Here is a 16025-nt window from a genome sequence, read left to right on the forward strand (position 1 = left end):
GTGAGTCGAAGCGGAGGAATGTTTGTCGTTATGAGAATTGGAGGGAGAGCCGACGCCAATTCTGATACTCGCAACGCCAAGGACAGTGTGGAAAGTCAACCGGTTGCACCACAAGATCTCGCATGCGGCTCACCGTGAACTCCGATGTTGAGAGCCGTCCTGTCACCCAGACTGCCCCGTCACGGTCCGTGCGAAAGACCGTAATGTGCTGATCTCGATAAGCTTGCAATACCGATTCAACCGGATGTCCATAGGGATTAGCCGCGCCGACCGAGACGACTGCGTACTGTGGGTGGAGACGACGAAGCCAGTCCGGATCCAGCGAGCTGCGCGCTCCGTGATGGGGCACTTTCAGGACAGTCACCGGTTGGTACCCTTCCTCCTTCAACTGGCTCAATCCGGCAGTTTCAATATCGGCTGCAAAAAGGATGGAATTGGCTCCACATTGCAGTCGCGAGACGATGGAGAGATTATTCAATAGCGTCCCGGTAGGAGGGCGAGTCGACTCACGGGCCACGGATGTTTCCGGTGGACTGAGAATGCTGAGTCGGCACTGACCGGACTGTAGCAGGTCTTGGCCATTCACAGCGGTGCGTTGATCGATATGCCGATCGCGAAGGGCAGCCTTCAGATCTTCAACGAATTTCTCAGAGCGTTCTATCCCCCCACCCCAGTACTGTCCGACCGACACATGCCGGAGTACCCAAATCAACCCCCCGACGTGATCCAATTGCTGGTGTGTCCCGATGACATGGGAAATATGGTGGATGCTTCGACTCCATAGAAACGGTGCGATCACATGTTTCCCCATGTCAAATCGTTCATATCGAGGTCCTCCGTCGATTAGAACGGTCTGCCCATCCGGCAACTCGACCACGGCGCTGTCTCCTTGTCCGACATCAAGGAATGTGACACGCCAATGATCGCCGTCTGCTTGCGACACGGGAGGGCTCAACCACCAGCCGAGCAGCAATACCGTCAGACCGGCGCCGGCAACTCGGACGCGCCACGGCATTTCCTGAAGACTTGTCACCAGTAACGCAGAATAAAACAGAGCGATCGTTGGTATGGATGGTGCCGCCACATGCCATTCCCCTCCTGGGAGGCGGGCACACCACTGCAATCCAAGAACCATAAACCCGAACAATCGCTCCATCGTTGAGCCTAGCATCAAAGACTCATCCCCAGTCACGATCGTCCACAGGGCGGCGAGCAGTCCTAAAGGCACCAAGATGATACCGGTAAACGGAATAGCTATGAGGTTGGTGACGATTCCCATCCATGGAACCTGATTGAAATAGAACGCAACCATGGGAAAAGTAGCCACGGTCACAGCCGTGCTCATTGACAGCGCTGTGAGCACATGGCGCATGAAACGGTCTCGCAGTCGACCGTCGGCCCCTGCACCGTCGGTGTCCCATGATTTCGTGAGTACGATCATTCTGACCATCACGAGTACGGACAGAAAGGAGAGTTGAAAAGAAATGTCAAAGATGGCACGGGGATCGTGCAGGAGGATCGCCAAGAGAGCCACGGCCATCGCATGACCCAGATGACGTTCATACCCCAGCCACATTGTGATCATCGCCAGAGTGATCATCACGAGCGAGCGCATGGTCGCTAACTCGGCACCCGCAAGCAAGGCATACAATGCGACAGCGGGCCAGGCGAGCAAAATTGCAATTTTCGACGGCGTGACGCTTCGTGATAGCGTCAACAAGAGAGTGGGCGGAAGCCAAAGTACAAGTCTTCTCCCCAACCAAAAGACCACGAGGGCCACGAGACCGAGATGTGAACCGGAGATTGAGAGCAGATGCACGGTTCCGGTCACCATGAACCAGTCTTGGAGCTCTGGTTCGAGATAGCCTCGTTCACCGATGATCATGCCGAGAAATAGCCCTCGTGTCGGTTGATTCAATGCTTTGATGGCTGCCGCACGTATCGTAGCCCTCCAATGATCGATCCGGTTCCACAAGCTCCACAACCCGATTGGACGCTCTGCATCTAACAACGTCACCGCCTGAGCACCGGATACAGTGCCCAGCAAGTCGATGCCCTGACGCTCCAGATAGGCAGTATAGTCGAATCCACCTGGATTCAACGACCCGCGTGGACCGTGAAGTTTTCCCCGAAAAACAATTCGGTCACCGTGATGAAGCGTGATACCAGGGTCGCGCCACACAAGACGTATGCGCCTCGATTCAGAATCCGTGTCGTCTGTTTGAAGCAAGATCGTCTGTCGTCCCGCACTGTGTTGAACGGGAGCCACAATCCGACCCCCGATCGAGGCTTGAACCGGCTCATGAGGATGCGGTGACAGCCGGGAAAACTCCGATGTTGGAGTGGCGAGACTCCAGTACACTACTCCGCAGAGCAGGCCGGCATACAGCAACAGTGCGGAGGTTGAGTCGATATAGCAGGCTCGCTCGAGAATGCTGAATCCAACGGCAATCCCGGCTAACAGGACTATGATGGAAAACGGAAAAAAGGAAATCTGCGCTCCACACAGAAGACCGAGGACAAACGCTGCTGTGAGGGATGGGAGCATGAGCTTCCCTCATGTGCCGGGAGATGAGGGAAGACTCAGCCGATATGTTTTCGTACAACCCTGGCCAGATCCTCAGCCAATTCCCTAACCAGGGTGGACTGTTCTCCTTCCACCATGATCCGCAACAGCGGCTCTGTTCCGGAATATCTGATGAGGACCCGCCCACACCCGTTCAGGCGACGTTCGCTCTCTTGTATCGCGCAACCAATGTCGGGAATCGATTCCAATCTCGGCTTCTTCGTGACATGCACATTCATCAACACTTGCGGTACGGCGGTCATCGCCTTGGCCAACTCAGATAACGGCTGCCTGGTTCGCTTCACTAACGACAACATCTGCAGAGCCGAGATGAGGCCGTCCCCGGTCGTGTTATGATCAAGGAATATGAAGTGTCCCGATTGCTCTCCTCCGAAGTTATAGCCTTCAGCCAACATTCGTTCGAGCAGATATCGATCACCGACCGGTGTCCGAACCAGCTTGACGCCCGCTTTCGACATCGACAGTTCCAGTCCAAAGTTGCTCATCACGGTTCCCACCAAGGTCTGCTTGGTTAGGAGCCCGCTGCGATGAAGATCCAGGCTCAAGGCCGCCATCACATGATCGCCATCGATGACCGTTCCTTGCTCGCAGACAAAGACGGCCCGATCGGCATCGCCGTCCAAGGCGATACCAAGATCCGCTTTGTAACGGCGTACCGACTCTTGCAGGAGTTGCGGATGGACGGCACCGCAACCGGCATTGATATTCATCCCGTCCGGGTTATTGCCGATGACTTCAACCGTGGCGCCTAATTCCCTGAGAACCATCGGAGCCACCTTGTATGCCGCGCCGTTCGCGCAATCGACGACGAGCTTGATCCCTTGAAAATCCAAATCCTTCGGCAACGACCGCTTTACAAATTCGATGTAGCGCCCCTCTGCATCGTCGATACGGTAGGCTTTGCCAATGAGATCTGCCGTCGGTCGAAGATGGCTGATTTCTTCCGAGACGATCAATTCTTCAATGCGAGCTTCCACTTCGTCCGGAAGCTTGAACCCGTCGCTTGAAAAGAACTTGATCCCGTTGTCTTGGTAAGGATTGTGCGATGCCGAAATGACCACCCCTGCATCCGCCCGTAGGCTCCTGGTCAAGAACGCGATCGCCGGTGTCGGCATCGGTCCGACTAACAGCACATCCACCCCCATCGAGCAGATTCCTGCCATCAAAGCAGACTCCAGCATATATCCGGAAATACGAGTATCTTTACCGATGACGATCTGATGGCGACCTGCTCGTCTCATAAAGATATGTGCTGCGGCTCGGCCGAGCTGCATCGCCATTTCACTCGTCATGGGATCAAGATTGGCAACCCCTCGGACGCCGTCGGTTCCAAATAATTTACGCATCGTGCTCTCCTCCGCAAGATGACCAGCGCGGATTCAATGCCGCAGCCAGCCTGACTACGTCGATCATCATGGCAACATCATGGACTCGCACGATATGAGCGCCGCGATCGACCGCCAATGCCACCGCCGCTGCGGTCCCCCATTCTCGATGTTCAACAGGCTGTTCAACCACTTTCCCGATAAACGCCTTCCGTGACAAGCCGACCAGTACTGGGCGGTTCAATGCCGCTAACGCGGACAATCCATCAAGAAGGTCAAGATTGTGGACCAACTGCTTGCCAAAACCAAAGCCCGGATCAAGAATGATGTTCGTTCGAGCAATTCCTGCACGGATAGCATTCTGGAGGCGCTCATCAAGAAACTGCACGACTTCACCGACGACATCGAAATAGTGCGGTGATTGTTGCATCGTTTGCGGAGATCCTTGCATATGCATCAGGACGACTCCCGCATCCGAGCGGGCAATAACCGACGCCATCGCAGGGTCCTGCCGCAAGGCGCTCACATCATTGATGATTGCTACTCCGCAATCCAGGGCTACTTCTGCCACTCGCGACTTGGTGGTATCGATCGAAATCGGGACCGACACACGATGCACCAGTCCTGTCACCACCGGGATCACGTGAGCCAATTCCTCCTGTTCACTTACGGAACGTGCTCCAGGCCGAGTCGATTCTCCTCCAACATCGATGATGTCCGCCCCCTGCTCAACAAGTTCCAGTGCGTGGGCGATGGCTCTTTCAGGCTCGACATATCGTCCCCCATCATAGAAGGAATCAGTCGTGACGTTCACAATGCCCATGATGAGTGGACGCCCTTTGCAATGAATCTTGCGCCCTTTGGCGGAGAACCAATGTTGTGCCGTTACTGTCTGTAGTGACACTCGCTCCAACTAGCCTCCCGACGAAAGGAAGATCCAACCCGTCGATCCGGTCATCATGGAGGAATCAGACGCAATGCGACCCATGAGTACAGCACTATAGGGACAACGGTTCCAATACCAACGAACCGTTGGCACAATATATTTAGGCTGGAACAGTTTGAGAGGAGGATTGCAACAGAATCTGATCAATTTCCGGTGCGTCGAGCACTTCTTTTTCAAGAAGCGCCTCCGCCAAGGCCTTCAGACTCGTCATTTGCTCAGTCAGCACACGCTTAGAACGTTCATAATTTTCTGTGACGAAGCGCTTGATCTCCAAGTCGATTTCAAGCGCAACTTGATCACTGACGTCTCGCTTAGTGGCAAAGTCTCTTCCGAGAAACACTGAATCTTCTTTCTGCCCGAAGGTCAGGGGTCCCAACTTCTCGCTCATACCCCATTCGCATACCATCTTGCGGGCAAGGTCCGTCGCACGTTCAAGATCGTTCCCGGCTCCGGTCGTGACATGTTTGAATACAAGCTCTTCGGCAACACGTCCACCCATAAGAATCGCCAAGGTATTGTAAAGAAACTCCTTCGAATAGTTGTGCCGATCATCTGTCGGCAGCTGCATCGTGACACCCAGCGCCCGACCTCTGGGAATGATCGTCACTTTGTGAACGGGATCGGTTCCTGGCAGAAGCTTGGCCATCAACGCGTGGCCGGCTTCATGATAGGCCGTCACTCGTTTTTCTTCTTCGGTGAGAATCATGCTCTTGCGCTCGGCACCCATCATGACCTTATCCTTGGCCATCTCAAAGTCGATGTTTTCAACTTCCTTTTTGTTCTGACGAGCCGCCCACAGCGCCGCTTCGTTCACGAGGTTCTCTAAGTCTGCGCCGGAGAACCCGGGTGTCCCTCTGGCGATCTTCTCCAGCTCCACGTTCGCAGCAACAGGAACCTTTTTCGTATGGACTTTCAAGATTTCCGAACGGCCTTTGAGGTCTGGGCGATTCACGACCACCTGCCGATCAAAGCGTCCAGGTCTCAACAAAGCCGGGTCGAGTACATCGGGGCGATTGGTCGCTGCGACCAAAATGACTCCCTCGGTCGTATCGAAGCCGTCCATTTCTACTAACAACTGATTGAGGGTTTGCTCCCGTTCGTCATGACCACCACCGAGACCTGCGCCCCGTAAGCGGCCGACCGCGTCAATTTCATCGATGAAAATAATGCAAGGGGCATGTTTCTTCCCTTGCTCAAACAAATCCCGCACCCGTGAAGCTCCGACGCCGACAAACATCTCTACAAAGTCAGAACCGCTGATGCTGAAGAACGGCACCCCTGCTTCGCCTGCAATCGCCTTGGCCAGCAAAGTCTTTCCTGTTCCCGGAGGGCCGACAACAAGTACGCCCTTGGGGATGCGTCCACCGAGCTTTTGAAACTTCCGAGGGTCTTTCAGGAATTCAATGATTTCAAGGACTTCTTCTTTCGCCTCATCGACACCGGCCACGTCGGAAAACGTGACTTTTTTTCGCTCTTCCGTCAGCATACGTGCTCGGCTCTTTCCAAAGGACAGAGCCTTGTTCCCACCGATTTGCATCTGACGCATCAGGAAAAACCAGAGGCCGAGGAAGAGGATAAAGGGTCCCCACGTAACGAGGAAGGTGATATACCACGGACTCTCATCCGGTGGTTTGACCTCAATCTGAACATCCTTTTCACGAAGGACTTTGACAAGGTCAGGGTAGTCGGCTGAATAGGTACGAATACGGGTCTTGTCTTTTAAGACCCCGCTGATGTGATTACCCTTAATGATGACCTTTTCAAAATCACCCTTGTCGAGCTTTGCCATGAAATCGCTGAATATCACTTCTTCTTCAGGTGCGTGAGTCGGGACACTGAACAGATTAAACAGGAGAATCATGAACAAGCCGACCACCACCCAGAAGAGCAAGTTCTTGACCCGGGAATTCATCCAGTTCTCCTTCGCGACAACGTTGGACGCAACGTATGTAGAAATCGTGATGATGTTAACATAGCCTTGCGCAACTTGACAACAGCTCGCTGGAAAACTCTTACTCTTCTTGCCGACTCGGATGATCGAGGACAGCGAGATACGGAAGGTTCCGGTACTTTTGTTGGTAATCGAGTCCGTATCCGACGACGTACCGGTTCGGAATTCGGAACCCGATATACTGCAACTGCACATTGACGACGCGGCGCTCCGGCTTACTCAGCAAGGTACAAACCTTGATGCTTCTAGGTTTCTGCTTCGCCAACGTCTTTGTGAGATATTGAACTGTCAAGCCGGAATCGACGATGTCCTCAACCAGCAGCACATCTCTATCCTTGATCGTTTCGGTCAGCTCGGTCATGAGCTTGATCTTCCCGGTCGTTTTCACCTGCGTTCCGTAGCTCGTCACGACGATGAAATCTACCTGCACCGGAATTCGGATCGCTCGTGCCAAATCCGCAAAAAATGCATAGGCTCCCTTTAGTACCCCGATGAGCACAAGGTCTTTGCCGGCATAGTCGGTGCTGATCTGTCTTCCCAGATCGCGGATGCGGCTCCGCATTTGCTCCTGGGTCACGATCGGGCGTCCGAATATCCGTTCCATTTCACTCCGTCCCTTCTCTCAAAGATAAATTGTCAGCAGTGAACACCAAACAGCGTTCCGTTGCGGCAGTGGGTGCCCAGCGACCATCCTGTCGATACCCAACGACCCACAGGATTCCCTCGGGAGCCACGACCAGGGGAATGAGCGATCGGGCCGCAATCGGTATCTTCAGATCTATAAAAAAATCCTGCAGCTTCTTCGATTGCCCTCCCATACCGGAAGGATGAAATCGGTCTCCCGGCAACCAGTTCCGTACCATCAATGGCTGAGACACTCGATCGGCATCGACCAGAATCCGATCCCTTCCGAGAGGAGCCGCACCAAGCTGGGTTCGTGACTGCTGTTGTACCTGAAGTCGTTGCCTCGTTCCAGACCATATAAGCTCTCCTGGTACAGATAAAAGTACCTGACATCTGCGATACGGTGGTCCAGCATGGGATATTACGCGTGCTTGAAGCGGAACAAACCGTAGATGGCGATCACCGACAACAACCAGCCCTCCCTTCACATCGAGACTCGAACCAGATCCCCTCTTGGAGGCCAAGCGAATGATGCAATCAACCGTTCGGATACTGGGTGAGTAAAATCGGTCGTCATGCTGCCGAAGAAGGTTTCGGATGCAACGCCGTTGAAGTGCATGCGGAAGATCGAGAAGAAAAGTGCGATCGATCGCCCAGTCTCCAGTCGATCCCCGTTCCACAGCGGAAGAGGAGAGGACGGCGACCTGCTGATCCAGATAATGATCGTCTTCTCGGCAGATATCCGCGAGCCTGCAGAGCGCATCGAGGCTCGACGGGACCAGCCGATTCAGAACTGGCATGACCTCTCTCCTCACTCGGTTTCGCAAGTAGCGCGGCTGGAGATTGCTGGAGTCCTCGCGAAACGACAATCCTGCCGTGCGAAGATACGTCAGAATTTCTTGCCGCTTGGTGTCGTATAGAGGCCGAATAACCTTGTTATCGCGGAATGCCGGCATGCCGGAAAGGCCCGTCAGTCCCGCACCACGGAGCATCCACAGCAAGACCGTTTCTGCCTGATCGTCTGCCGTATGGCCTACGGCGATACGGTCGGCCCCGCACTGCTCGGCAACCTCCCGCATCACCCGATAGCGGAGGTCACGGGCTTCAGCCTGCAGCGAGGCCTTGCGTCCATCGACATGAATTCCGACCCGTCGAACATGGAGAGGCACTTCGAGCTGTCGGCAAAAGGCCTCCACAAATTGTTGGTCCTCTTCGGACTCATCTCCTCGCAGTCCATAGTTGCAATGAACGGCCGATAGCGTCAGCTTCCAACTCGACCGGAGACGATGCAGAATCGATACCAGTGCGACGGAATCTGGCCCGCCCGAGACGGCGACCAATAGGTGCTGTCCACAGAGAAAGAGGCGTCTGGACCGAACAGTTCGAACGACCCGATGCAACAGCGGGGGCCAAGCCATCTTATTGAGAGAGCTGTTTAAGGCCGGTTCCAAAGACTCATCGTCCTCCGTTTGTTTTATGATATCGACGTAGGATGCCCCTCGCAGAATCCATGTCGGCCGTGATTTGCCGACTCAGAGCTTCTCCGCTATCAAACTGTGCATCGCCTCGGATACGACCGATAAACTCAACAGTGAGCGTTCGCCCATACAGCTCGTGGATTCCATCCAGAATCGATACTTCCAATCTCCGCTCACCGCCATCAAAGGTCGGTCTGGTACCGATATAGGCGACCGAATCATGTCGTTCCTGGTCCAGAATTGCGACGGAGGCATAAATTCCGTCGCCAGGAGTCACGCGGTCTGGCGGTAACCGCAGATTCGCGGTAGGACATCCTAATGTTCGCCCTCTCCCCTCGCCGGAAGATACGACGCCGCTCAGAGCATAGCATCGTCCCAACAAGACAGCCGCTTGATCGACATGCCCCGCGACGATGAGCTGTCTGATTCTCGTCGAGCTGACCACTCCTCCGTCGATCACCACGGGAGGAATCGGATGGACGATAAAGCCGAATCGTTTGCCGAGCGTGATCAAATCGCCGATCCGTCCTTCTCGCTTATGCCCAAAGGCAAAATGTTGCCCGACAAAAATCTCTTTTAGTCCAAGCCCTTTGAAGAGGACCTGCTCGGCGAACATCTCCGCAGAGAGTGCGGCAAATGCTTGGGTAAACCCCAGAGAGACCACTTCATCGATTCCGGCTTGTTCGAAACGGGCACGTTTTTCTTCTATGCTTGTCAAAAACCGCAGGTCAACGTGAGGCGCAAGGATTTTCACCGGGTGAGGGTCGAATGTCAGGACGACAGCCGTTCCAGGGGCTCGGCGCGCCGTCTCGACCACCTGTTTCAAGAGCGCATGATGACCGAGATGATGGCCGTCGAAATTCCCGATGGTTCCCACCGGATACGGCCGTACGATCTCGTCCGAATATCCGCTGGTCACTCTCATCGTCGATCAATGAAGCAGCTTGGCGGCGTCCTTCGCAAAGTACGACAGGATCAGATCGGCTCCAGCCCGTTTGATCGCCAGCAGCGATTCCATCATGGCACGTGATCCATCGAGCCATCCCGCCGCGGCTGCCGCCTTAATCATGCTGTACTCGCCGCTCACCTGATAGGCCGCCAGCGGGAGAAGCGTACGTGCACGGGCCATCGCAATGATGTCCAGGTAAGGCAGCGCCGGCTTGACCATCACGATGTCTGCACCTTCGTCGACATCGAGCTCGATCTCGCGCAGCGCTTCGCGCGCATTAGCCGGATCCATCTGATAGGACTGTCGGTCACCGAATTGAGGGCTGGAAAATGCCGCGTCCCGAAATGGCGCATAGAAACAGGAGGAGAACTTGGCCGCATACGCCAAGATCGGCAGATCAGAGAACCCCACGCGATCCAATTCGCGCCTGATCGCAGCGACACGACCGTCCATCATATCAGACGGCGCGACCATGTCGGCGCCGGCCTCGGCATGAGAGCGTGCCATCACCGTGAGGCATTCGAGCGTCTCATCGTTAAGGACTTTTCCCTCTTTGACGAGTCCGCAATGCCCGTGGCTGGTATATTCGTCGATACAGACATCCGTGATCACAAGCAATTCCGGCACTTGCTGTTTGACGGCCCTGATCGCCCGCTGCACAATGCCGTTCGGATCCCACCCCGAGCTGCCACGCTCGTCCTTGTGCGCCGGTATCCCAAATAGCATGATGGCCGGAATCCCTAAGGCCTGAATCTCTCCCGCTTCTTTGACCAGCAGATCGACGGATAGCCGACATTGGCCAGGCATCGAAGCAATCTCTTCACGGCGATCCTGTCCCTCGACCACAAACAGAGGGGAAATAAAATCCGACGGGGACAGCGTCGTTTCACGTACCATCCGCCGCAACGATTCATGCTGTCTCAGTCGTCGAAGCCGCTGGATCGGAAACCCCATACCCCGTCTTACTTTCTTGGAAGGTTCGTCAAGAATACGACAAGGTCGCGAACGGAAATAACCCCGACCAGCTTCCCCTCGCGCGTGACACCGAGATGGCGGAGATGGGATTGCGCCATCAAATCGTTGGCATCGAGCAACGTCTTGCTCTCTTCAATGGTCATGATCGGCGCCGACATGATTTGTTCAACCGTCGTCTGGGTTGCAGCCGTCCCAGCCGCAACCACTCGGCGCACCATATCCGTATCCGTGATAATGCCGATAATCTCGCGATCGTTGGTCACGAACAAACTGCCGATCTCGCGGTCTCGCATCATGCGGGCAGCTGTCTGAGCATCTGTGTCACGAGGCACCGTCACGAACTTCTCCCGGGGAATCATGAATGACTTTACAGGGACCATCTCACCCTCCCTCCTTGTAAAAGCCCATCGTACATCTTGCGTGTATTCGTCACTCCAGCGCTCCCGTCGTAACCTGCGCACGGCTTCCATAATAATGCTGGGCGATCTCGTCCACCAGTGCGGGAATCGTATTCTCACTCGGCATGATCGAGACCGTCAAACCATATTCCTCTGCCGTCTTGGCCGTGATGGGTCCGATGCAAGCGATCAGCACGGATTGCAAGAGCGGCTTCACCGCTTCCGCACCGCCGAGCATCGCGACAAAGTTGCGGACCGTGGAAGAGCTGGTAAACGTGACGACATGAATCCGATGATCCATCAGCTCCTGCCGCCACCCCCTGGAATCTTGTTCCGGTGTGAGCGTTCGGTACACGGGGATGACGTCGACATGCGCCCCGGCGGCACGAAGTTCGTCCGGCAAGAGCTCTCTGGCCACTTCTGCCCGAGGGATCAGGATGTGCGTTTGTTCTACATCTCGCCGATTCAGTTCAGCCAACACTCCTTCCGCCTGATAATCTGACGGAACCAGATCGGCTCTGACACCAAACTTTTCCAGTTCCTGAGCCGTGCGGGGCCCGATGCAGCAAAGCTGCCGTCCAGCCAAGCATCGTGAATCGAACCCACGAGCGAACAGCCTGGTCATGAAACGGCTCACGCCGTTGACGCTGGTAAAAATAATCCGGTCGTACGCCCCGATCTTGGAGATCGCATGATCGACAGGCCCCCAGTCGAGAGGAGGAACGATCCTGATCGTCGGAGCTTCCACCGGTTCAGCGCCATAATCCGTCAATCGAGCGGCTAATTCGCCGGCCTGTTCTTTCGCTCGCGTCATGAGCACCCGTTTCCCAAAGAGCGGGCGCCGCTCGAACCAGTTGAGTTTCGGCCTGAGTCGAACAACCTCTCCCACGACAATGACGGTCGGCGGCTCCATTTTCAGCGCTCCGGCCTTCTGAACGATATCGGCTAACGTGCCGACAACGGTTTGCTGGGAAACCCTTGTCCCCCACCTGGTAATGGCCACGGGTGTCGTCGGCGCCAACCCTTCTTCGATAAGACGAGTCGAGATCATTGGGAGGTTTTTCATACCCATGAGAAAGACGACCGTACCCCGGCTCATCGCCAGTCTTGACCAGTCCAGGGCCGTGGAGGGCTTCTCCGGATCCTCATGCCCGGTGACAATCGTCAGCGTAGACGCCAACGTTCGATGTGTCACCGGAATCCCGGCGTAGGCAGGCACCGCCACTGCGGCAGTCACCCCGGGAACCACCTCAAACTCGATCCCAGCCTCCGCCAGCACTTCCGCTTCTTCTCCTCCTCGCCCAAAGACAAACGGATCGCCTCCCTTCAACCGCACGACCACGTTGCCTGCGTTTGCTCGCTCAATCAGCAGACGATTGATGACCTCCTGTTCAGGGTATTTCCCTCTGCCTCTCCGTCCGACATAGACTCGCTCCGCTTGGTCCCGGGCATGGGTAAGGAGGGTAGAGTTCGCCAGATAATCATAGAGAACCACGTCAGCTTGCCCAAGACACTCCTTTCCTCGAAGGGTCAACAGCCCAGGATCTCCGGGACCGGCTCCGACCAAATAGACCTTCCCCTTCCTTTCTCGTACCATGTTCATGCCGACCCGTAAATCTCCCGAAGAATTTTGTCCCCTCCCCGCGTCAGCAGTCGTTCAGCCAACTGAACACCCAGCGCGTGAGCCTGCTGATCTGTCCCCTCCATCCCGTCGCGAATAACGGTCTTCCCATCGACACTGGCGACAAGACCCTCTAATACCAGCTTCTCACCGAATAGAGTTGCATGGGCTGCAATGGGCACCTGACAGCCCCCCTCTAGACGATGCAAAAAAGCCCGTTCTGCCGTCACAGTCGTATGGGTGGCCTGATGATTGAGTCGGGATAAAACGGAATGCACGAATGCATCGTTGGTCCGACCTTCGATACCAAGGGCTCCCTGTCCGACCGCAGGCAGACTGAGGATAGGGGAAAGATATTCCGTGATGGTCTGAGACCAACCCAACCGGTGCAGACCCGCAGTTGCCAAGACGATGGCATCGAACTGTCCTTCCTTGAGTTTTCTCAGGCGTGTATCCAGGTTGCCGCGTAGCATCGCGATCTTCAAGTCCGGCCTGGCCTGTAACAATTGCGCTTGGCGACGAAGGCTTGCAGTCCCGATGCTGGCTCCGAACGGGAGATCCTGAAACGAGTATCCTTCACGACTGATTAAGGCATCCCGGGCATCCTCGCGCTGAGGAACACAGAGAATTCCGAGACCTTCAGGCAATTGCGCTGGAACGTCCTTCATACTGTGAACGGCGAAATCGATCTCACCGGCGAGCAAGGCGCCCTCAATTTCCTTGACAAACAAGCCTTTCCCCCCGATTTTTGCCAATGGCACATCGACAATCTTGTCGCCGGACGTCTGAATCTTCTTGAGCACGACCCGGACCTCCGGCACGACCTCTTGAACCTTGGATTGGAACCATTCGCTTTGACAGAGCGCCAATTTACTCCCTCTCGTCCCAAGAACCAAGGTTGAGCGCCTGCCGTTCTGTATCGACACGTTGAGACTCTTTTCGTAGCCCGCCGATCAGCGGGTTCGTTTATGGATTGACGTTTCCGGAACTGAATCCTCAGCGCCCGACTCTGCAGAGCTTTCGGTCTGGTAATGCGTCGACTGCCTGTAGGTCTCGATCTGTTGAACAGACGCAGATTGCAGGTCGAGCGAAAAAAACCGACGCGCTGCTTCGACGAACGCAGGACCGCTCGAAGAGTTGACTTCGGCCTTGAGGGTGACCATGGTGCGATGAATCAATTTGTTCACAATCGAGGAGGCAAGGCCTTCAACCAGTTCGCGCTCCTGAGGAGACAGATGCGGCAGTCGCGCGAGCACCTTGTCGACCTCCGCCCGCTTCATATCATCGACGCGGTTCCTGAGTGCAACGATCGTCGGCGTGACCTCCAGGGATTTCATCCAGTCCAGCAGGGTGGTCACTTCTTCCACAACCATCCTCTCGGCCTTCTCCGACTCCTGCACTCGCTCGGCTCGGTTCTGTTCGACTCGATGTTTCAGATCATCGATGTCGAAGAGAAACGCATTGTCGACATGCCGAACGGCTGGATCGATGTTTCGGGGAACCGAAATATCGATCAAGAACATCGGACGGTTCATGCGTTCTTCGACCGCACGATGCACATCCTCTGCCCCGACCAGATAATGCGCCGCACCCGTAGAGACGAGAACAATATCCGCTGAGGCCATATCATCCTTGAACTGATCGAATGGGACCGCCGTGCCGCCGAACTTGGCGGCGAGATCAACCGCATGCTGTGGAGTTCTTGTCGTGATACGCACATGCCCCACACCCTGAGCGATCAGATGGCGCGCGGCCAGCTTCGCCATTTCCCCGGCACCGACCAACAGCACCGTCTTCTCGTGCAGATTCGAAAAAATCTTCTTGGCCAGCTCAACGGCAGCATAGCTGACCGACACCGCCATTTCAGAAATTTTTGTTTCGGTCCGCACGCGCTTGGCCACTGAGATAGCCTTCTTGACGACCTTGTTCATGATGACGCCGGTTGTCTTATAGGCCAGCGCGACTTCAAACGCATCCTTCAGTTGACCCAGGATTTGAGATTCTCCGATAATCATTGAATCGAGACTGGCTGCGACTCTGAACAAGTGACCGATCGCTCGATCCCCGGTATGCCAGTAGAGATGCGGGGTCAGCTGTTCGGAAGACAACGACAGATGCGTGTCGGCGAGAAATTCTTGGATACGACCATATCCGGCTTCAATATCGTCGACAACTGAGTAAACCTCGACTCGATTACAGGTCGAGAGGAGGATGCCTTCCTTGACACCGGGATACGAACAGAGGCGGGTGAGGGCTTCGCCGAGTCGGCTTTCGGGAACAGCCACCCGCTCTCGGATCTCGACGGGAGCCGTCTTGTGACTTAACCCTACGACGATCAGATGCATAGGATTCTCAGACGCATCTTACGACAACGCACTATGTCCTTTAAGGACGACGCCTACCAATGTAAGGATCACGCAAGCAAATCCGATGACCGTGAGATAGGCCGCGCGTTTGGCTCTCCACCCGATGGTCAGTCTTCCGAGCAATACGATGAAATAGAAGAGCCACGTGACCAGCGCCCAGGTCTGCTCAGGATTCCAACTCACATACGATCCGCGTGCAAATTGCGCTGAGATGGCTCCCGTTACGATTCCCAGCGTAAGCAACGGAAACCCTAACACGATGGATTGTTGATTAAGGTGATCGAGAAAGTCGAGCGCGGGGAGCTTGCTGTAGAGAACATTAAACTGTTTCGACTTGAGGAGCCGATCCTGGATCAGGTACATCACACCCGCGACAAACGCGACCGTAAATCCCACGGCGCCCAGCATGCTGAGCGTGACATGAAACCATAAGGTCTTGAACACCGGCTGGAGGGTAGGTACCGTCTCTGGAAGGGCTGCGGCCGAAATCAACGAGACCAAGGCTAAAGGCACCATGAAGGACCCAAGCACATGAATCCGATGGCGGAACTCGACGACTAAAAACACCAGGATGATCATCCACGAGAAAAAAGAAAGGGCATCGGAAAAGCTGGGCGGCGCCGATGATGAGGCACCAGCTATCCGCACGACGAGGGCAACGGTATGTGAAGCAAAGCCGGCCGCCGTCATACCCAGCGACACGTGTGACAGGGCTTCAGAGCGCCGCAGCGAATAGGAAAGAAACGACACCGTGGCCACGATGTACAGTACCAGCGTGATCATGAAACAGACAGCTGCCATCGGA

Annotated in this window: 13 protein-coding genes; all 13 read right to left on the reverse strand. The window is 55.3% G+C overall.

Annotated features, from left to right (window positions below):
• Window positions 1-28: 28 nt before the first annotated feature.
• The 13 genes from P0120_00430 to ccsA all read right to left on the reverse strand — a co-directional run bounded on the left by P0120_00430 (window position 29) and on the right by ccsA (window position 16021).
• A complete protein-coding gene (locus P0120_00430; GenBank protein MDF0672796.1) occupies window positions 29-2548 on the reverse strand; it encodes a DNA internalization-related competence protein ComEC/Rec2 in 2520 nt (839 codons plus the stop codon).
• Between the two features lie 35 nt (window positions 2549-2583).
• Entirely contained in the window at window positions 2584-3933 is a 1350-nt protein-coding gene (glmM, locus tag P0120_00435; protein ID MDF0672797.1) for a phosphoglucosamine mutase, read from the reverse strand.
• A complete protein-coding gene (folP, locus tag P0120_00440) occupies window positions 3926-4816 on the reverse strand; it encodes a dihydropteroate synthase (protein ID MDF0672798.1) in 891 nt (296 codons plus the stop codon). The genes glmM and folP overlap by 8 nt, the downstream gene beginning before the upstream one ends.
• Before the next feature lie 142 nt (window positions 4817-4958).
• Complete coding sequence (ftsH, locus tag P0120_00445) at window positions 4959-6770, reverse strand: ATP-dependent zinc metalloprotease FtsH (GenBank protein ID MDF0672799.1); 1812 nt, start codon at window positions 6768-6770, stop codon at window positions 4959-4961.
• A gap of 100 nt (window positions 6771-6870) precedes the next feature.
• Complete coding sequence (hpt, locus tag P0120_00450; GenBank protein ID MDF0672800.1) at window positions 6871-7413, reverse strand: hypoxanthine phosphoribosyltransferase; 543 nt, start codon at window positions 7411-7413, stop codon at window positions 6871-6873.
• A 1-nt stretch (window position 7414) separates the two neighbouring features.
• Entirely contained in the window at window positions 7415-8884 is a 1470-nt protein-coding gene (gene tilS, locus P0120_00455) for a tRNA lysidine(34) synthetase TilS (GenBank protein MDF0672801.1), read from the reverse strand.
• Between the two features lie 4 nt (window positions 8885-8888).
• Window positions 8889-9836 carry a riboflavin biosynthesis protein RibF gene (gene ribF / locus P0120_00460; protein MDF0672802.1) on the reverse strand — a complete coding sequence of 316 codons (948 nt, stop codon included), beginning with the start codon at window positions 9834-9836 and terminating at the stop codon, window positions 8889-8891.
• 6 nt (window positions 9837-9842) lie between these two features.
• Entirely contained in the window at window positions 9843-10814 is a 972-nt protein-coding gene (hemB, locus tag P0120_00465; protein ID MDF0672803.1) for a porphobilinogen synthase, read from the reverse strand.
• 8 nt (window positions 10815-10822) lie between these two features.
• Window positions 10823-11215 (reverse strand): CBS domain-containing protein, encoded by a 393-nt coding sequence (locus P0120_00470; protein MDF0672804.1) that lies wholly within the window; start codon window positions 11213-11215, stop codon window positions 10823-10825.
• A 49-nt stretch (window positions 11216-11264) separates the two neighbouring features.
• The gene (gene cobA, locus P0120_00475; GenBank protein ID MDF0672805.1) at window positions 11265-12836 is read right to left on the reverse strand and encodes a uroporphyrinogen-III C-methyltransferase; all 1572 of its coding nucleotides are present in this window, start codon (window positions 12834-12836) and stop codon (window positions 11265-11267) included.
• Window positions 12833-13780 (reverse strand): hydroxymethylbilane synthase, encoded by a 948-nt coding sequence (hemC, locus tag P0120_00480; GenBank protein MDF0672806.1) that lies wholly within the window; start codon window positions 13778-13780, stop codon window positions 12833-12835. Before hemC ends, cobA begins: the two co-directional genes overlap by 4 nt.
• A gap of 27 nt (window positions 13781-13807) precedes the next feature.
• Window positions 13808-15199 carry a glutamyl-tRNA reductase gene (hemA, locus tag P0120_00485; protein MDF0672807.1) on the reverse strand — a complete coding sequence of 464 codons (1392 nt, stop codon included), beginning with the start codon at window positions 15197-15199 and terminating at the stop codon, window positions 13808-13810.
• Window positions 15200-15217: 18 nt separating this feature from the next.
• Window positions 15218-16021: a cytochrome c biogenesis protein CcsA gene (gene ccsA, locus P0120_00490; GenBank protein MDF0672808.1), complete on the reverse strand. Its 804-nt coding sequence runs from the start codon at window positions 16019-16021 to the stop codon at window positions 15218-15220.
• Window positions 16022-16025 lie beyond the last annotated feature (4 nt).

The sequence above is a fragment of the Nitrospira sp. genome (genome assembly GCA_029194675.1).
In the GTDB taxonomy this organism is placed as follows: Bacteria; Nitrospirota; Nitrospiria; order Nitrospirales; family Nitrospiraceae; genus Nitrospira_D.